The sequence below is a fragment of the Bacillus sp. ILBB4 genome (assembly GCF_035064545.1).
Lineage (GTDB): Bacteria > Bacillota > Bacilli > Bacillales > Bacillaceae_H > Priestia.
The window spans coordinates 957,479-977,314 of record NZ_JAIQVD010000002.1; the positions used below are offsets into that span (position 1 = coordinate 957,479).

The 19,836-nt window shown below is 36.9% G+C and carries 15 protein-coding genes; 3 read left to right on the forward strand and 12 right to left on the reverse strand.

Annotated features, from left to right (window positions below):
- Positions 1-84 precede the first annotated feature (84 nt).
- Genes LAV82_RS10980 through LAV82_RS11005 form a run of 6 tightly spaced genes read right to left on the reverse strand, consistent with a single transcriptional unit; the run spans position 85 to position 9,030 of the window.
- Positions 85-507: an NUDIX hydrolase gene (locus tag LAV82_RS10980; RefSeq protein WP_013055495.1), complete on the reverse strand. Its 423-nt coding sequence runs from the start codon at positions 505-507 to the stop codon at positions 85-87.
- A 7-nt stretch (positions 508-514) separates the two neighbouring features.
- On the reverse strand, positions 515-2,356 hold the full coding sequence (locus LAV82_RS10985) for a 2-aminoethylphosphonate aminotransferase (protein WP_499716075.1): 1,842 nt from the start codon (positions 2,354-2,356) through the stop codon (positions 515-517).
- On the reverse strand, positions 2,349-3,479 hold the full coding sequence (gene aepY, locus LAV82_RS10990; RefSeq protein WP_013055493.1) for a phosphonopyruvate decarboxylase: 1,131 nt from the start codon (positions 3,477-3,479) through the stop codon (positions 2,349-2,351). Before aepY ends, LAV82_RS10985 begins: the two co-directional genes overlap by 8 nt.
- Positions 3,472-4,989: a phosphoenolpyruvate mutase gene (gene aepX, locus LAV82_RS10995; RefSeq protein WP_013055492.1), complete on the reverse strand. Its 1,518-nt coding sequence runs from the start codon at positions 4,987-4,989 to the stop codon at positions 3,472-3,474. Before aepX ends, aepY begins: the two co-directional genes overlap by 8 nt.
- A gap of 13 nt (positions 4,990-5,002) precedes the next feature.
- Positions 5,003-6,412 carry a Mur ligase family protein gene (locus LAV82_RS11000; protein WP_211078356.1) on the reverse strand — a complete coding sequence of 470 codons (1,410 nt, stop codon included), beginning with the start codon at positions 6,410-6,412 and terminating at the stop codon, positions 5,003-5,005.
- On the reverse strand, positions 6,409-9,030 hold the full coding sequence (locus tag LAV82_RS11005) for a putative amidoligase domain-containing protein (protein ID WP_211078355.1): 2,622 nt from the start codon (positions 9,028-9,030) through the stop codon (positions 6,409-6,411). Before LAV82_RS11005 ends, LAV82_RS11000 begins: the two co-directional genes overlap by 4 nt.
- A gap of 245 nt (positions 9,031-9,275) precedes the next feature.
- Here LAV82_RS11005 and LAV82_RS11010 point away from each other — a divergent pair, with 245 nt between their 5' ends.
- Positions 9,276-9,950, forward strand: coding sequence for a hypothetical protein (locus LAV82_RS11010; protein ID WP_211078354.1), 675 nt, complete (start codon positions 9,276-9,278; stop codon positions 9,948-9,950).
- A 3-nt stretch (positions 9,951-9,953) separates the two neighbouring features.
- Here LAV82_RS11010 and speE read toward each other — a convergent pair whose 3' ends face one another.
- Positions 9,954-10,793 (reverse strand): polyamine aminopropyltransferase, encoded by an 840-nt coding sequence (gene speE / locus LAV82_RS11015; protein WP_499716076.1) that lies wholly within the window; start codon positions 10,791-10,793, stop codon positions 9,954-9,956.
- A 417-nt stretch (positions 10,794-11,210) separates the two neighbouring features.
- On the opposite strand from speE, the gene LAV82_RS11020 reads away from it, so the two are divergent.
- Entirely contained in the window at positions 11,211-12,392 is a 1,182-nt protein-coding gene (locus LAV82_RS11020) for an MFS transporter (protein ID WP_098278240.1), read from the forward strand.
- A gap of 49 nt (positions 12,393-12,441) precedes the next feature.
- Here the strand turns inward: LAV82_RS11020 and nasC are convergent, their stop codons facing one another.
- Positions 12,442-14,592: an assimilatory nitrate reductase catalytic subunit NasC gene (nasC, locus tag LAV82_RS11025; RefSeq protein ID WP_098287295.1), complete on the reverse strand. Its 2,151-nt coding sequence runs from the start codon at positions 14,590-14,592 to the stop codon at positions 12,442-12,444.
- A gap of 19 nt (positions 14,593-14,611) precedes the next feature.
- The gene (gene nirB, locus LAV82_RS11030) at positions 14,612-16,957 is read right to left on the reverse strand and encodes a nitrite reductase large subunit NirB (RefSeq protein WP_499716078.1); all 2,346 of its coding nucleotides are present in this window, start codon (positions 16,955-16,957) and stop codon (positions 14,612-14,614) included.
- 337 nt (positions 16,958-17,294) lie between these two features.
- On the opposite strand from nirB, the gene LAV82_RS11035 reads away from it, so the two are divergent.
- Positions 17,295-17,729, forward strand: coding sequence for a hypothetical protein (locus tag LAV82_RS11035; protein WP_025749838.1), 435 nt, complete (start codon positions 17,295-17,297; stop codon positions 17,727-17,729).
- A 55-nt stretch (positions 17,730-17,784) separates the two neighbouring features.
- On the opposite strand, the gene lrgB is transcribed toward LAV82_RS11035, so the two are convergent.
- The 3 genes from lrgB to LAV82_RS11050 all read right to left on the reverse strand — a co-directional run bounded on the left by lrgB (position 17,785) and on the right by LAV82_RS11050 (position 19,836).
- Positions 17,785-18,465, reverse strand: coding sequence for an antiholin-like protein LrgB (gene lrgB, locus LAV82_RS11040; protein ID WP_013055484.1), 681 nt, complete (start codon positions 18,463-18,465; stop codon positions 17,785-17,787).
- A 33-nt stretch (positions 18,466-18,498) separates the two neighbouring features.
- Positions 18,499-18,933 (reverse strand): antiholin-like murein hydrolase modulator LrgA, encoded by a 435-nt coding sequence (gene lrgA / locus LAV82_RS11045; protein ID WP_499716079.1) that lies wholly within the window; start codon positions 18,931-18,933, stop codon positions 18,499-18,501.
- Positions 18,934-19,095: 162 nt separating this feature from the next.
- Positions 19,096-19,836 carry a LytR/AlgR family response regulator transcription factor gene (locus tag LAV82_RS11050; protein WP_499716080.1) on the reverse strand — a complete coding sequence of 247 codons (741 nt, stop codon included), beginning with the start codon at positions 19,834-19,836 and terminating at the stop codon, positions 19,096-19,098.

Genomic DNA, 19,836 nt, shown 5'->3' on the forward strand with positions numbered 1-19,836 from the left:
CGCTCATCGTCACGCATGACGATGAGCGTTTTTTATTTAATCGCGTTCAGGCTTCATTTCTAGCACAACACAGAAACCTTCCGCCTATACGTAAAAGGAGCCCGTGTCTTTTAAAACATAGAAAAATGGTATTTCAGTCTCTTTTAGACATCTAGCCATTCGATCCTTAAAGTTATCTAATTTAATTATATTTTTTGCTTCTTCTAACGTAAAATATCCCACATCCTGCGTTTCATTGGAGACAGAAATTTTTCCGCTAATCGCTTTTCCCTTTAATAAAATAACAGTAGTAGATCGTTTAACATCTTGTTCTACTCCTAGAAAGTTGGTCACTTCAATAACAATTCCAGATTCTTCTTTAACTTCTCGTATCCCCGCATCTTTTATTGATTCACCTGCTTCAACAAAACCGCCTGGAAATTCCCATCCCCGTCTATGGTTCTTGACTAGAAGCACGTGATGATCTTGATTTACCACCATAACTGCTACAGCTAATTTTTGATTCAACTTTTTCTCACTCTCCTTTTAAAGCTTTAAGATATTGTTCAAGAAGGTGAAGAAATCTTTCTATATCTCTATATGTGATATCACCAATATTTGCTATTCGAAACGTTTCTAATTTATCAATTTTACCAGGATAAATGGTGAATCCTTGTTTATAAAAAAAATCATGCATAATATCAAAATTATACTTTCTATTGGAAGGCTCGATGATAGAGGTAATAATTCTAGAATGATGTGTTTCAGGAACCAAATAGGTTAACCCAAGCCGAGTAATTCCATCCGTTAAAGTAGTCCATGATTTTGAGTAGCGTTCATATCGTTTCTCAATTCCTTCCCACTGAGTTTCTATAATTGCCTGTTTTAAGGCGTACATAGTCTGAACAGGAGGAGTAAAACGCATTTGTTTATTCATTTGGAAATATCGATACTGATCATATAAATGAAGATAAAGGTTACGAGGCTTTATTTGCTCCGTTTTTTCTAACCGGTCTTTATTTGCTATAACAAACGACACGCCTGCCATTCCTTGAAGGTTCTTATTTGCACTTGCGGCCAGATAGCTTATATTCATTTTTTGCATGTCAATTGGAACAGCTGCATACGAACTCATTGCATCCACAATCATTTCGATATTTTCCACTGCACAAAATTCCCCAATTTGTTCAATATCATTAAGAAGCCCCGTGGAAGTTTCACAGTGAACAAGCGCCAGATAGGAAACGTTCGTTGAAATCTTTTTTATAAAAATTTTTAAGTCGTTCATATCAATAGCCTGCTCGGCGGAGCTTTTATATTCTAAATAATTCAGTCCATAAATTTCAGCGATTTTACACATTCTTTCACCGTATGGACCATTATTGATAATAACAACCGTACCGTTATCAATTACTGAACTTAAAATCGATTCCACTGCCGCCGTTCCAGATCCGCCGAATAATACCGTAGTATACTTCTCTGGATTCCCAACAAATTTTGTTAGTTCAGCAGAGATAAATTCCATTGTCTCTCCAAATTGTTTTTCTCTCGGGCAAATGTCCTCCACTATTTGAGCATATTTGACGGTATCTGTTGTAGTTGCCGGTCCGGGGTTTAGGAGTATATTTCTCTTAACTGTATGTGGAATACCTTCTCGAGCTTTAATAATCGGATAAACAATAGTAGTTGCTCTTGCCCAGTGATCTTCATCATCCACTTCACACCATGCCAAATTATCCAGTTTATGAACATACACATTTGCTTTTTCGGAAATTTTAACGAGGCCATATTCATAATCGATCGTTTGATTAAACTGAAACAGCGTATTTGCTTCATCACAAAGTCTCTGAAATGTAGCATAAGAGAGTTTGGTTAAACCAACTAGTTCTGCATAGATACTATTCAACTCTTCTTTTTGTTTTGACATATTCTTAAGGTTATTATCTTCATCAGCTTCAATATAAACTTCATCGCCAGCACCGTTCAATTTACTCGCTAGTATGACATCTGATCTCGAATGATTTACTAATGTTTCCAACGCATTCTTTTCATAAATTACATCCGATTCCAATAGTAAAAAATCTTCTTTAATATAATTTTTAAATTGATACAGCGTAAACAGACTTCCCGTTGTTTCGTATCTAGAATTATAAACACATTTTATTTGAGGATATCTAACCATTAGCTTTTCATATTCTTCTTTCATATAACCTGTTCCAATAAAAATCGTCTTGACTCCTGCTTCTATTAACTTGGAAATGGAATGTTCAATAATCGATTTTTCATCAATCATCAAAAAACCTTTAGGCCGGTTTCCAGCTCTTTTACGAATCCTGCTCCCCATCCCTGCAGCTAGAATAACAGCTGTTTTAATCATCTAAAAACACCTGCAGTCTTTCTCTGACTTCATAAGGCTTCATTTCAGGACGCCCCAGGTTCTTTTTAGATCCTTTCGCTATTTTAAGATATAAAAACGTTAATTTTTTATCACTTTTCCACTGTTTGATATACGTCTCTAACTCATATAAGTTATGAACATGAATGGAATTTTGATACCCACAGGAAGAAGCAATATCTACAAAATTAATGTTATGAGAGACCGTATGTTGTCCCCCTGTAGAGTCATGGGTTTGATTGTCTAAAAGAATGTGTAATAAATTTGCTGGACAGTAGTATCCGTTGGTTGCTAGATTTCCCATGCGCATAAGCAACGCTCCGTCTCCATCAATTGTAATGATGTTCTTTTCATTTCTGCTCAAAGCTAAGCCTAAACCAATGGAACTAACGCACCCCATAGATCCAACCATATAAAAATTATTTCTTGCGTCTTCTATTTCGTAAAGCTCTCTTCCTGTTTTTCCTGTAGCGGCCAATTGAATAGTATCGTTGTCTTTTAATGAATTAACTACTTGTAATGCCTCATACCTTGAAGGTAACTCGTCGGTTGTTATCTGTTCACTTTTCATTTTAGGAGTAACGTTTTTTATTGATTTTTCTAAAAGCTTAACTGGCTCAAACGTTCCTTTTTTTACAATAAAGAAGTAGCTTTCATTATTTTCAACAGCTTGATTAGCCCGCTGTAATTGTTTTTTAACTTCCGCAAAATCAAAAGATAAGTATTCCCATTTTATTTTCATCGTATTTAGTAGGGCAGGAGTAATTTCTCCCATTAATTCATGCTGTGGTTCATCTGGACATCCAGGTTCTCCGCGAAAACTGACAAATCCAAGGACAGGAATTTTAAACGGATGAATAAGAGAGGTTAAAGGGGAAACAGCATTTGCTAATCCGGAGTTCTGCATTAAAACAACCGCTTTGTTGCCAGCAATTGATGCCCCAGCAGCAATCGCTACCGCTTCTCCTTCGTTTGCTGCTGCAACATATTCACATTCGTTGATAGCGTAGTTAATAAGATGTTTAAGATAGGAACAAGGAACCCCGCTATAAAATTGAAAACCTAGTTTTTTTAATTGAGTTCCAAATACGGACGTACTAATCATTTTTCCCACCATCTTTTTGAATCTTTGTATACGTTTCGGTATCTATCCATGACCCCATCGTATATTTAACAGCAACTGGGTGAATTAGATTAATATAATTAAAGAAATCAGAAAACGTGAGCTGAGCAAAATCTTTTCTTTGTGCCAGTTCTTCCAAAGCTTTTTTTACAACCTCAGTGCCTTTTCCAGAAACTTTCCAAAGACCAATGAATTCACCATGAATGTTGTTAGAATTTGGATTGCACGACATTTGAATCAAGTCTACTGTTTTAGAATACAGCTGCTTGGAATAGGGAAGTTTAGCAGTTACATAAGATGTTTGATTCCCTTTTAACTCATAATCAGCTCCTGCTACGATAGTGATATCGCCACTTTCATGAATTAACTCCTCAAAAACATGTGTTTTATATACGATGTTACTATCGCTTATTAAAGTAGCCGTTCCTAGCTTATCTCTTGCAGCATAGAGATGATATAATTCTCCTTTATTAGGAAACGCCTTATCTTCCATAGCTTTGTTGGAACCTGCTTTTATACTATTTGTCACGCCGACTTTTTTTAACTGATTTATCTGCTCGGTTATCAAAGCTTCATTTGCTGATTCTTTTACCAGAATCATAGCGTTCGTGCTATGATTGGCAGAGCTTAAATAAAGTTTCTCTGCCATATCGAGCTCTTCAGCTTTTTGAAGACGGAAAACTTCCTCAAGCGGAGAGACATTTTTTTCTACATTAATCAAACTTTTATCGCAATAAATCTGAGCGGACGTTTTTTGCATAGCTGTAATGGAAGATCTTAAGTTATGGTTGGCCCAAATGCTCAAGCTAATTCCTAAATCACTAAATTTATCAGTTGGAACCGAATAATATTTGGTTGGAACAATAATAACCGGAAGCCTGTTTCCCCACTCTTTCATAAAAGCTTCAATCTCTGTCATATCTGACCTTTTACTATGAATCAAAACGGCGTCGGTTCCTGCTTGGCGATAAGCTTCTGCACGCTTTAAAGCTTCCTTCAGCCCCCACCCTGCAATAAAAGCTTCTACACGCGATACCACTACAAAATCTTCGTCATTTTGGCTATCTTTCATTGCTTTAATTTTGCCGCAAAATTCATTAATATCTGCAAGCGGCTGTGCTTCACCTTTAATAAATGAGTTTGTTTTTGGAAACAATTTATCTTCAATACATACGCCTGGAATGTCTCGCTGCTCCAATTTCTTAACTAATCTTCTTGCATTATTAAAGTTCCCATAGCCTGTATCACCATCAAGAAGAATCGGAACGGACGTTGCGTCACTCATAAACTCTAAGATGTCTAACACCTGTGTCCATGAAGCCTCGTTATTATCTCTTACACCCAGTGCTGCAGATAATGACAGGCCGCTGGCCCATATCCCTTTGAACCCTGCTTCTTCTACAATCTTTGCAGATAGCGCACTGTGAGCCTCCATAATAAACTCTAGCTGTTTACTTTCTATCAACTCTCTTAGCTGTTTAGTCTTCTTCATGTCTATCCTCCTTTTACTCTTCGTTGTCTGGAATAAGTTTATTTCTTAATTCTTTAAAAGTAGGTTTTGTCATAACACGGTGCGTTACTTTTAATAAAATTATTGTATTTTCATTTAAATATGGAGCTAGCACATTGTATACTTCATCACCAGTCTTGCAAAAATAGACTTTATTAGGGTCCATTCCACATTTTAAAGCTCCTGTTCCAATAGCTTTTGCTTCATCTCCTACTACAACTAGAATGTCAATTTTGGATTCCGCTGCTTTTTTTCCCATATCTTCATATTGTTTAATTGCATATGGCCCTTCTCCTAGTTGAGGCATGTAGCCTAATAAAGCGATAGACTGTTTCTCTTTTGACATATCACTAAGAACTCCAAGAGCTGTAGCCATCGATAAAGGTGAAGAGTTCCATGTGTCGTTAATTACCGTACATTCATTCAGTCCTCTTTTAAATTCCAAATGTTCTTCTACTTGTTCAAATAAGTTAAGTCTTTGTATGGCAACGGAAATATCAACGCCCACATAAAATACTGCAGCAATGGCAGCCAGTGCATTATACACATTATGTTCACCATATCCAGGGATAAAGGCATCGTACTCTTTGTTTTGGTACTTTAAAGTGAAAGCCATTCCTCCCTTAGCATATTTAATATCTTTTGCTTGAAATTGGGAATCATCACCTTTACCTATATATACAACACCTTGAAGATGACTAACATCAAGCACTCTCTTAATATTTTCATCATCTGCGTTTAAAATCAAAATGCCGCTATTTGGATCTAAGCCTTCTACAATTTCGGCTTTTGCTTTCATATATTCTTCAGGTGTTTCACAATCAGCGAGATGGTGCACGCCTATATTTAATAGAATTCGTATTTGTGGCTGAAAGTAGCGACACGCAACTTTTAAATAGCCCGGATAAGCGACCGGCATTTCAAAAACAGCTACTTCTGTCGTATCATCAATACCTGTTAAATAACGTAGATTTACAGACATAGAATTCATACTCATCCACGTAGCTTTCACTTTATAATCTTCAATTAATATTTGTCGGATCATCTCTTTCGTGGTCGTTTTTCCACAAGTTCCTGTAACACCAATAACAGGAAGATCAAAAAGCCCTCGGTAGTATTCGATAAATTTCCAATAAGCCTCTTCTAATTGAGCTGTTTTAACAAGAATAATATTTCCCTCTAAGTTCGTGCACAGCTCAGGGTGATCTGTTATAACGACAATTGAATGATTTTCTTTCCAATACTTCCCTCTAATCGGTTCTCTATCTAAATGAAAGATGAGTGTATGATCCTCTATATCCTTTTTAGCGTAGTTTATAGCATGTTTAATAACAGGATTTCCTGATCCATAACAAAGGTCTCCCCCCGTTTGTTTAAGGATTTTATTTAATGTGAAGTGCTTCATGTTAAATCCTCCTTTTCTTCTTCGTAGCCAGCCAGTGAAGACGCATAATTGAGCAGACGAATCCCCGCCAAAGTACGCAGCTTATAGGCTCTAATTTGTGAGAATAGACTATCTGGTTTTGCATTTATTTCAAGTAACTTTATGGAACCGTACTGATCTATACATAAATCTACCGCCAGCTCCCCAAAAGGACCCACTTTCTCCTCTACTGTTGCAACAATATTTTTAGATATTTTAGCTAATTGGTTTATAATGAGCCTTCTGTCTGTTGGATCAGGATATAAACTGTTTAATATTTTACTGAGGCGCATATTCGTTTCAGAATCTTCCGTTAGCACATCTTCACCGGTGAGACGCGCAACCATACCCGTTCGAAGCCAAATTTGCTTTTCATTTTTTTGCATATAAACCCGTATTTCTAAATTTTTATCTTTATGCTGTTTTCTGCGAATTCCTTCTTGAACAAGATAAGGATTGTTTTTCATCAAAGGAGAGAGCAAAGTAAATAATTCTTCCATATTACTGAATTGATGCAGCTCTTCTTTATTAAGATCAAACCAAAAGATGCCTGTTGGTCGGCGAACGATACGCATGACTCCTTTACTTAAGGCCCCGCCAAGCGGTTTTAAATAGACTTCTCCGTAGCTATCAAGCATTTCTGCAATGTCAGCAGATTTTTGTACGAGACGTGACTCTGGAAGAAATTCTTCATATTCTTTCATAAGAAGTTCATATGTTGCCCACTTATCTCCCGTGAGCTGAAACAAATTTGAAGAATTAACAAAAGGAATTTTATAAATCGCCTGAAGTTTTGCCCTTACTTCATCTATTAAAATATTTTTTCTACTATCTATGAAATAACGGTCATAGATAACAGCAGGAAAAGGAAAAAGCCCTTCACCGTTAATGGTTGTTCCTTTAACCAATTTTTTCTCCCAATCAATATCTTCGGGTTCAAACACATATACAAGCATTCGCTTTTCATTTGCTAAGCGACATAGATGATGGAAATAGGTTGTTTGTCTTTCAAAAGGACGGTTAGCAAGAATGCCAATGATAGGACCTAAAGTTATGATGCCTTCTGAAGCTGATAGCTTGGGGCACCAATCTTTCGGGAGAGATAGTTTATCACGGAGAGATTTAGAGAGTTGAACCATATTTGGATGGCGAAATGAAAAAGGATAAGAATGAACAGTTGCAGTTGATATTGCCTTTCCTGCACTAACAATCGTAGACTGCCCCTCTTTGAGGCCGTATTTTAAACGGAGTTTTTTGGGGATTTGGATAATATGTCCTCGGTCATAGATTTCTTTAGAAATCTTCACATTCCAATTCCTGCGAATATCATTTGATTCATCACAAGGAATTTCTTTTTCTATCATTTCAAATAGAAAAGATAGTTCATTTTGATAGTGTGGATAGCTGGATGTTTTCATAAGATTGGCTTTGATATCTTTCCACATTCGTTTAAGAAAGATTTTATTCCCTTGATAGTAGGCACGCTGCGTAAGTGGATGAAATAAAAATTCGCTTTTTAATTCATGATGATGGGTAGCAACTAGCTGAGCAAGAGCTAAAGTGGAGAGAGTAATTCTAGGGTCGATAATCCAAGAGCTTAAAGTTAAATACTCAAATCCATACGGTTTCTCACGATAGCGTCCAAGACCTCCATGGTTCGTTTTCCGTCTGAGTTTAGCGGTCTTAGATTCTTCTATCAGCGCTACTGGAATAGCAAGGTAGTGGTCAAGAGCTCTTAATAAGGATAAAGAAAGCGGAATACCAAAATGAATATGTCCTCCACATTGATACCCTGAAAACGGCATGCTGCCTGCCCGAAAATGAATATTTTCATATGGTACCTGTGCAGATGCTTTTTCTATTAACTTTTGGATATTCTCAAATAGTTCTGTTGATGAATTTGCTTTTTCAGGCCTAACTTCTACTAATGCATACTCACCGCTATCTTGCTCTATTTGTCTTTCATCACAGCCTACCGGACCTTCAACAGAAAAAAAAGTAGAAGCTGGTAGAAGCTCTCCATCACAACTTAACATAAACTCAACGTCAGCACCCATGCTAAAAGGAACGCTAGGCTTTAATGGATTTTCTATCCATTCACTTTCTGATGAGTTAATATCTGTGACGATACACTCTCCATTTTCTAATACCCCCATTTTGACAAAGCCGCTTTTAGCTCCCGTTACGTAGAGCGCTCGAATGGCTACGTTCATCAGCATTTCCGGTACATCCATGCCGTTTACCTGTTCTAATTTCCAGCCGAAGGCTTGCGTTCGAATGGGTATTTCATTAAATACAACATGTTCACTGGTCACTACTTGTACTGTTTTTACGCTCAGTCCTTCTACTTCTAGACAATATTCTTTGTCTATTGCATATATTTTCGTAAAATAGTCATATCCTTCATATATTGCTTGATCCTTTGTATTTACGATAACAATATCTCTTCCGCTATGGTGACCATACTTCCTCCCTATCACTGGATATGAACAGGTTTTGGGGTCAACTAATTCAACAGACGGTATATTATTCAGATTAAGAGTTTGCAACGTCATTTCTTTATCAGATAATATCCCTAACTCTTCTCTCATTGGATCCATTTTAAAGCCTCCTAATTAGAACTTTCTATCGTATTTTGCTACTTTAATGCCCTATGACAATAATCAGCTACTCATATAGTATGTAACTATCCAAAATAATCCTGTACATTTATCTATTTATCTCCACCATCTCTAAAAACTTTTTATGTATGTATTTAACACGTGTAATAATTCACCGATTTTATTTTTACTGCATTTATTATAGAAAGGATAGATTTCAAACGATATAAAAGGAGAAATAGTCAATGACATTAAAATTCATTCATGGAAACTACTTAAAATACAACAAAGGAACTGGTTTTATAAGCTGTCATGCGGATGCACTTCATGCAGAACCACCTGCTGCTGATTTATTTACGGATAAAGTTGTAGAAAATTTAGTCAAGAAAACAGGATGTGCAGGAATCGTTAGTACGGTTTCCAGAACCATAGCAGATTTAAATAGAAATCTAAATGAAACAAACTATGAGGGGATACATGAATATAGAAGAACAATCCAAGAAATTGTTAAATATTTGAAAATAATAGATAGTAATAATCGCCTTCTAACGCCCTATTTGCATTTATCTTTTCATGGAATGAAGGATACACATTACGGACCTTATGCAATTGAAGTGGGGACTTTATATGGACAATCTTGCTCAAAGGAAGTTAAAGATTGGTTTCAACAGGCGCTGACTAAAAAATCTGAAGATTCGTTCCCGAAAATCCATGTAATATTTGATAATAAATTTGTTGGAAACGAATCAATTGCCTTTCACAGACAAGGCGACAACAGCGGCTATCTAGGTTACAGTCATAATTTTAATACATTTCAAATTGAATTATCCCGGACCCTGCGCAGCAAACACAGAACTACTATAACAAATATATTTTCCGAGATTATTGATGACTTTCAACAAACATTCGTCGCTACTTAGTTTTTAGGAATCTTTTCCGTCTACTATTTCTTTTATATATTTAGGTAAAACAAATGATGCACGGAAAATTTCAGGATCAATATATTGAGTATCTGTATGCTCTAGCTTCGTCAAATCGGCCTGAAGAGGATCCATTTTTTTAGAAGCAATCGTAAAACTCCAAATGCCGCAAGGGAAAAGAGGTATAGTCACTAAATATGTGCGGACAATTGGAAATAGCTCCTTTAGATTTTTAATTGTGCCTTGTAATGTAGAAGTATTGTAGTAAGGAGATCCTGATTGAAAAACAACCACGCCATCATCCTTAAGGCTGTTGTAGACATATTGATAAAAATCAGGTTGAAATAGTTTTTTTCCCGGTCCAACAGGGTCAGGCCGATCAATTATGAGAACATCATAAACTCCCTTGTGTTCTTGAATCCAATCTATTCCATCGCGATGTATTATATTGAGCCTGGTTTCACCATCATAACAAGAAGCCGGAGTTAGCCATGTGCGGCAGATTTCTGTAACTTTTGGATCGATTTCGACTACATCAATTTGTTGAATTCCGTCATACTTCATGGCCTCCCGTGCAGGACCGCAGTCTCCACCGCCAATCATCGCAACTTTTTTGGGATTTGAATGCGTTATAATCGGCACATGGCTAATCATTTCATTATAAATAAACCCTTCTCCTGTTGAAATTTGTGGAGTACCATCTAGCACCAACATTTTCCCATACCATTTTGTATCCACAATACTGATTTGTTGATAGGAAGATTGCTCATAGTGAAGCAGACTTTTTACTTTATACCCCATTTTCACTCTAGCCTGTCCAACGTAACTCCATATCCAGAGCACTCCGTTATCATCCTTTTTATAACCTGAAAGAGGATGCTTTTCTGTCACTTTTTCCACCTTCTATTTCAAAAATTTGTGTTCTATATAAAATATGAATTATTTTTTATTTCGCTATAATTCGATAGCACAAATTTATAGATGCTTACTCTATTAATCTCTTCTAATTTCAATTTTTCTTCCATTCTTTCGACAATATTTCTACTTACTGTTCTTTCAAAGCTTTTTAACCGTTTCTTCATCAGCACTTAGATAGAGTGTAAGTCTAAGTTATCTCTCCACTTTTATCTGCGTCCGTTCTCCAGCAAAAGTACGGAAGAAAACCTAACACAGAATGATACATAAGAAAGAAAGCGTAGTATCATAATTACCATATTGCAACAGCTTTACGCTGCATATAAAAAAGGAGGTTTTTAAGCAATGTTTTCTAAACGGCCCTTATCTGTACTTCTTATCTCGACTTTATCTATGATTATTGCTTTTTCAGTATGGTCTGTCTTCGCGCCTATCGCTGCAGATATTCAAGTGATGTATTCATTAACCAATGCTGAAAAAAGTATCTTAATTGCCACTCCCGTCTTATTAGGTTCCCTCATGCGAATTCCGATGGGGATTTTAACAGATCGCTTCGGGGGAAGAAAAGTCTATTCTTTGACTATGCTGGCTCTTTTACTCCCTACCATTTGTGCAGGCTTTACTCATTCTTATTCCATGCTGCTCTTTTGGGCATTTTTTATCGGCATGGCTGGAACAACATTTGCTATTTCCATTACATATGTCTCTAAATGGTATTCACCTCAAAAGCAAGGTTTTATTTTAGGAATTGCCGGGATGGGCAACTTAGGATCGGCGGTAGCAAGCTTTAGTATTCCACTTATCTTTTCTTCTTTTGGCTTGCCTTGGGTATTTTGGAGTTTAGCAATTGCGGTAGCCTTAATGGCTCTTTTATTATGGGTAGGAACTTCAGACCACCCTTCTGCTGCTTCCCCCAAAACGCTGCAGGAATCTTTATCGGTATTAAGATTTAAAGAAACGTGGTTTTTATCCATTTTCTATTTTTTAACATTTGGTGGATTTGTAACGTTCAGCATCTATCTCCCTACCATTTTGCATGATCAATTTAATGCTTCAACTGTAGACAGTGGGCTAAAAACAGCTGGATTTGTCGTACTAGCAACGTTTGTACGACCTCTTGGAGGTTATTTATCGGATGTCTTCGGAGCAAAAAAAGTACTCACCTTCGTCTTTACCGGAATGCTACTAATAGGGTTATTTATTGCATTTACCATCACTGCCTTCTCCTTATTTAGCGTAGGTTGTTTACTTGCAGCCATTACTCTTGGTATCGGAAATGGAGCTGTTTTTAAAATGGTTCCATCTGTTTCAACAGGAAATATTGGAGCTGTTACCGGGATCGTAGGCGCATTCGGAGGAGTAGGCGGCTTCTTTCCCCCTATTGTGCTAGGCTTTATAAAAGATACAAGCGGAGATTACGTTGTCGGTTTTTCCTTACTAGCGCTTTTTGCCCTATTCTGTCTCTTACTGAATTATTCTGGATTCAAAAAACAAGATGTACGTATTAACCAAAAGCACCTTGCCTGATTCCATGTAAAAAGCCTCTTTTTTCAAGAGGCTTTTTGCATCAGCATTTTTAATAGCTGCTTCTTTTTACAGAAGGGCTAATATTCACAGCACTTACTTTAAACCCTGGCATCTTACAGGCAGGATCTAATTTCTCAGAGACAAGGTTATTAACATTTTGAGAATCCGCCCAGTGAAAAGGAACAAATACGGTATCTGGCCGAATGCCCTCTGAAAATTTGCTTCTTACCACAATCCTTCCATATGAAGATTCAATTTGTACTAATTCTTGATTCGAAATTTCATATTTTTTCGCTGTTGAAGGGTGGATTTCCATAAAAGATTCGAAATTTCTAGCAGATAAAGACGCGCTTTTTCGCGTTTGTACACCCGTTAAATAGTGCGACATCACTCTCCCCGTTGTTAAATAGAGAGGATATTTTTCGGTTATTTTTGCTTTAGGAACAATTGCTTGATTCGAGACAGGGACCATCATCGCTTTTCCATCACTATGAGCAAAACGCGTCTCAAACAGGCGCTCGGTTCCTTTATCTGTTAAGCTTCTGCATGGCCATAAAATTCCTTTTTCCTCTCGTAATCGTTCGTACGTAATACCGGAGTAATCGGCGATCCCTCCTTTACTTGCTATTCGCAGTTCATTAAATATTTCTTCAGCTGATGCAAATGAAAAATGTTCCTCTTTTCCTAAAACTTTAGCAATTTCACATAGTATTTCCCAGTCGTGTTTGATTTCGCCATGGCATGGAAAGCTAGCTTCGCGTAATGTAACTCTTCCTTCTATATTTGTCATGGTTCCTTCATCTTCCAAGTAGGAAGATGCTGGTAAGATCAAGTTTGCTAATTTTGCCGTTTCTGATTCAAACATATCTGCTACTACTAGAAATTCAAGCTTTTCAAAAGCCTTCTTAACAAAATTAGCGTTTGGATTTGAAACTGTTGGATTTGAACACATCAAAAACAACCCTTTAATTTCACCATCATGAATTTTTTCAATCATCTCATATGCAGAAACACCTTTTCTAGGAAGATCTTTCTCCTCTATGTTCCACACATCCGCTATATACATCCGGTGCTCGTGGTTTTCGATTGAACGGTAGCCTGGAAGCTGATCCGCTTTTTGACCATGCTCTCGGGCTCCTTGCCCATTTCCTTGACCAGTAATGGCCCCATATCCGCAGCCAGGTTTACCAATTTTCCCAACAGAAAGTAGAATATTCAAAAAATTTTGCACCGCAGCACTTCCGTCTGTTTGCTGCTCTACCCCTCTAGCAGTAAAAATCATTCCCGTTTTTCTTTGGCCAAACATACGGGCAGCTTGGTACACCTCTTCAAGTGGCACTCCCGTTATTTCTTCAATGATATTAAATTCCAGAGAAGCCACATATTGAATTACTTCTTCAAATCCATTGACACGTTCTTGTAGAAATCGTTCATCTAGATAATTTTCTTCGATAAGGACCTTCAAGATTCCATTGGCTAATGCCGCGTCGCTCCCCGGCTTAAGTTTCAAGTGTAAATCAGCTATTTTAGTTGTAGCTGTTTCTCTTGGATCAATTGCAATAATAAAAGCTCCGTTTTCTTTTGCTTTCTCAAAATAAGGCATAATCGTTGGCTGACATTCCGCAATATTTGTTCCAGCTAACATAATACATTCAGTAAACGGAATCTCTTGCAAGCTATTCGTAAATCCTCTGTCCATGCCAAATGTTTTACTAGCAGCAGAAGCAGCAGCCGACATACATAAGCGTCCATTGTAATCAATATACTTTGTTTTTAACGCAACTCGAGCAAATTTCCCTAATAAATAAGCTTCTTCATTTGTAATAGAGGCACTTCCATAAACACCTAGCGCATCTGCTCCATTCTTCTCTTGAATCTCTGTAACGTTTTCTTTAATATAGTGAAGAGCTTCTTTCCAAGAAATCTTTACAAACTCTCCGTTTACTTTTAATAAAGGATATTGAATCCGATCTTTATGCAAAGGATGCTGATGCGCATTCATTCCTTTGATACATAACCTTCCTTGAGAAGTAGGGTTATCTGTTCCAATTGTTTTATACGTTTTCCTTTTTACATGTGTTTGTTCAACTAACTGCATTTTGCACTGCATGCTGCAGTAAGGACACTGAGTATTATAGATACGCTCGGTTTCAACTTGCTTTTGCTGCTCACGAAAATATTTCAATAGCATCTCAGTCATCGTAGGTCACCCTTCTTTCCTATAATAAATATGTGATTGCACGAGAGCGTTCTGAGCTGAGCCGCTTCATTAAATACTCTCGATTGTCTACCTCAAACAAAACTTCTCTGACATGAACAATTCCTACTCGCTCGATCCAGCTCCCGACAGTTTCTAAATAGTTCCCCGTTTCACGGTAATATTGAATCAAAGAACAGCTGATTTCTACTGCTTCTTCGTTTGTTTCGGCCACATAAAACAGCTCCCCGCTTCTGGCTTCTGCGCTGCTTCCGCCGGCATATATTTCCCATCCTCTGTCTATTCTTCTTAATCCTATATCACTTGTTGTTACATTCTCTGCAATGTGAGAGCACGAAGCAATACTGATTTTGATATCACATGGGGTCTTTACATATTCAAGCTGTTTATCTAATTCATTTGATAAAGCAAGAGCAGGTTCATACTGACAAATACACGTTCCTTTTCCTATATAAACAGATACATTTTTAACTGTACGTTCATATAGCTGCTGAAGTCCTCTATCTATTTCCTCACTTATCAACGGAAGATATTCTTTTTTCACTCCAATAAGTTGAATGCGCTGATCACTTGTTAAACGAATATTAGAGATGTTGTACCTTTCAGCTACATTTGCTATGTTCCTTAATTCCTGTACATTTGTCAGACCACCGTGAATTTGCGGTACCACTGCATAAGTCCCATCGTGAAGAAAAACGGCCTGTTCATTCTCCGTAGTAAATAAAGAATGTCGATTGTTTTCATAATGAGGATTCATCATATCTAAATAGTAATGAAGACCGCCTTCACATAACGAACAGCCTTTCATGTCTTTAAACTTTAATATTTCTCTTACTTGCTGAACCGTCTCAAATTGATATTGCTGCATTTCTCTTACCAGCTCATCTTCTGATAAATGTGTACATGTACAAAAGGTTTTTTGTTCAATGATTTCATCAAACTCATCGCTTTGAATATATGTTAAAAGATCTGTTACAAGGGGTTTGCATCCTCCACATGAACCAGAAGCTTTCGTGCAATTTCTTATTTCATCTACTGTCGTTAAATCATTTTTCTGTACTGCTTCAATAATGGCTCCCTTTGTTACACTGTTACAGTTGCATATGATACCCGTAAGTGACATAGAAGTTACTGCATTTTCTTTTTCATGTTGAGAAGGAAATAATTGTACTTTTTCCGCTTGCGACAAATCCTTTTTTTCATTAATCATTTGTGATAGCTTTATAGCCTCACTGGTATCTCCAAAAAGAACAGCTCCCACTATTTTCCCTTCGCGAAAAACGACTTTTTTGTATATACCATCTAACATATTCGAAATCGTAATGGCTTTTGCACCTTGATTTCCCTTGAACTCTCCGACTGAGTAAACGTCTATTCCTGATATTTTTAATTGAGTGGAAAGAACGGACCCGCGATAACCATCGTTTTTTATTTGGCAAAGGTGTCGCGCTAAGACTTTTCCTTGTTCGTAAAGAGGAGCAACAAGGCCGTATGTCATCCCTCGATGTTCCGCGCATTCACCTACTGCATAGATATCCGGGATGCTCGTTTCTAAATAATCATTTACGATGATTGCTCTATTTGTTTCTATTCCGCTTTTTTTAGCTAGATTAACATTTGGCCTCACTCCTGTAGCCATTACAACTAAATCAGCTGCAATTTTGCTGCTATCGGTAAATCGGACGCCTTCTGCTCGATTTTCCCCTATAATCTCATCCGTATGTTTGTTTAATAGAAAACTCATGCCTTGCTTTTCTAACTCTTCTCTTAACATAGCAGATGCTGCTCTGTCTAACTGTCGCTCCATTAAGAAACCCGAATGATGAATGACTTGAACATCCATTCCCAAATTTAATAGTCCCCTAGCAGCTTCCAGCCCTAACAGACCCCCTCCAATAACCGCTGCTTTTTTATACTGTTTAGAAATTTTAATCATTTCCTGACAGTCTTCGATGGTACGAAAACCGAGGACACCTTCTTTGTCAGACCCTTTAACGGGGAGCATATACGGGCTCGAGCCAGTAGCAAGAATAAGCTTGTCGTACATCGTCTCTCTGTTTTTATCTGTTTTTATTATTTTTCTCTTGGTGTCTATGTGCGTAACGCTTTCTCCTTTAAATAAAGTGATATTATTTTCCTTATACCATGCCAAAGAATGAATATTGATATCTTCAAGCTTTGTACTGCCTTGTAAAACGGTTGATAATAAAATTCGGTTATAGTTAACGTGAGGCTCACTTCCAAAAACAGTAATATCAAAACAATCTGGAGAATGAATAAGAATTTCTTCAATACAGCGCATTCCTGCCATTCCATTTCCGATTAATATCAGCTTTTGTTTTGTCATATAAAAACCTCCAACACATAGATTCAGACCGTAAAATATACAGTTTTTATTATTTCATAAACTTCTCTAAAAGAAATGAACCTTGTTATAACTTCTAACATTAAAATCTGTTTAAAGCGTAGGAATACGCCGATACCATTCGTTGAAAGCAAGCTTTTATATAGAAGATTAATATACTTTAAAAAGGGGTAGAAAAAAGGATGCTATGCTTATATCACCTTTCCCTACGCCTTATAAGTAATCTATATAAAATTTTGTTATCTTCTTTTTGCCTACTATTTATTTATTTTGAAATCAATTATGATAAAAGAAAGAGTCTGAATTGGAGGTTTAAAACATGTCAATAACCGTTCACGCCACTCAGTGGATTCATTTTCAAATTAAATTGTATAACCTTCATTCCAAAACGAGATCGCTTAAAGATCAAAAACTAGAATTACCTCTGCCAGAATTCCATCAAAACCTAATCATATTTACATCAGCAGCTCATCATGGCCTTACGTTTGGATATCAAGCCATTCAATGGGATACACCCTATACTTCCTGTCCGATTTACATAGAGCATCAGTCTATTCCATGGTCCACTTTAGAACGACGTTCCCATAAGCACATAACCGAACATATTACAGCTATTTTCTTAGAGACAATGTTTTATAGACAAAGTCAATTCAAACAATGTCAATTTTGTTTTGAATTTATCATTCCTGAGAGTCTTTTTGACCATACAACCTGTCAAAACTGCGCATCACGACATTTTGGAGTGGTGTATTAATTAACAAACAAAAGCCTGAAGGAGTCAGAAAATCTCTGACTCCTTCAGGCTTTTGTTACATGACTAGCTGAACAAAAAGTGGAATAACGGCAACTGTGACGACGCCTACAATAACAACTGCAATACTTGCCATGGCTGCCTCTACTTCTCCCATTTCAATCCCTACGGCTACCCCTAACGCATGTCCAGAAGTTCCAAGAGCTAATCCTTTTGAAATTGGATTTTTCACCTTGAATACTTTTAAAAATAAAGCGCCCAGCGCATATACGATGACTGCATTAAAAATAACGGCAAAGGAAGTAATAGCAGGAATCCCTCCAATATCTTGAGACAATGGCAGCGCAATCGCTGTTGTAGCTGCTTGTGGAAGCATTGATTTCATCACAACTTCATCCATATGAATACCTTTAGCAATCGCAAAAATAATCGCTACCGAACAAACTGACCCTACCGCAATAGAAGAAAGAATTTGCCACCAGTACTTTTTTAATTTATCGGCTTGCTTATATAAAGGGATGGCAAAAGCAATTGTTGCCGGTTCTAAAAAGAAGCTGATAATCTTCCCGCCGCTGCTATATTCCTCATAAGAAAAATGACCAATTTTCAAAAAAGCAATTCCGAGTACCATTGCCACAAATAAAGGCGTAAATAAGAAAAAACCTTTTGACTTTTTAAATAAATACGTTCCAATGCCGTACGCAGCTAAAGAAACCACGATTCCAAAATACGGATTCATCTTTCCAACCACCTTGTCTCTTTATAATTGATGTTAAGCAATACCTTGTTTTTTCGTTTTTTCACTCATATCTGCATCTTTTATTTCTTCTTTTGCTTTATTATCTTTTGTCATACCAAGTATAAGCTGTGAAAATAAGCCTGTAACACCTAACAAAATAATCGTTGCCACGATGATAACTAAACAAATTTGAATGCCGTACTGCTGCATAACACCTAATGAATTCATAACAGAAATACCTGCTGGTACAAATAAAAATCCGATCAAAGAAGTTAAAGCCGTTCCCAGTGATTCAACTTGCTCTAGTTTAATCATCTTCAAGCAGAGTGCAAGAAATAACAGCACAAGTCCAATGACTGAAGCAGGCATTGGAAAAGGCAAATGCTCTGCAATAAAATCTGAAATCAACATAATTACGGAAAAAATAAATGCTTGTGTTAAAAAGCCATACACTTTTTTAGCACTCATTTCTTTCACCTCTCTCTGTTTGTTGACTTCATTATATAAAATGAAAATCAATAAGAAAGCGTTTTCAAATTAAAGAGTCAAATATTTGTGCTCACTTACAAAAATCGAGCCTTGAAATGCAAAAAACAGCTTGCCAAAATGCATACGCAAGCTGCTTTTTCCTTAAATTCCTAAACGTTTCTTCAATTCTTTAGCATATGTACGGCTGACAGGAACTCGCTCATCGTTTTTCATTACTAAATTATACGTAGAATTAAACCAAGGCTGTACTTCGGAAATATGATTTACGTTGACGATATACCCCCTGTGCACACGACTAAACGACTGAGAAGGGAGCTTTTTTTCTAGCATAGCAAGCGTATCAGCAGTATGGTAGGATTCTGTTATGGTCTGAATGGTGACTTCTCCTTCTATTAATCCTACAAACAAGATGTCCTTTATATTCACCAACACAATCGAATCATCTACAGAAATCGCTAACTTTCCAGTTTGAGAAGAAGACTCTCCTATCGATTCTTCTTCTTTCACACCGGGATGAGGAACACGCATTTTTTTATATTTATGAATAGCCTGCATCACTCTTTCTTCATCAAAAGGCTTCAAAATGTAATCAATTGCATCTACTTCAAAGGCTTGTAAAGCGTACTGATCGTACGCGGTTGCAAATATAATAGCTGGCGGATTTTTCATTTTTTTAAGCCTTTTAGCAATATCAAAACCGCTGTCATCTGACAATTGTATATCTAAAAATAATAAATCCGGCTTTTCATCCATCATTTTATCCAACGCCTCTTCGATACTTTCAGCTTCTTCAATGAAGTCTACTTCTTTCGTTCGATGTAATAAATATTTTAATTCATCTCGCGCTAACATTTCATCATCTACTATTAGTACTCGCAGCAT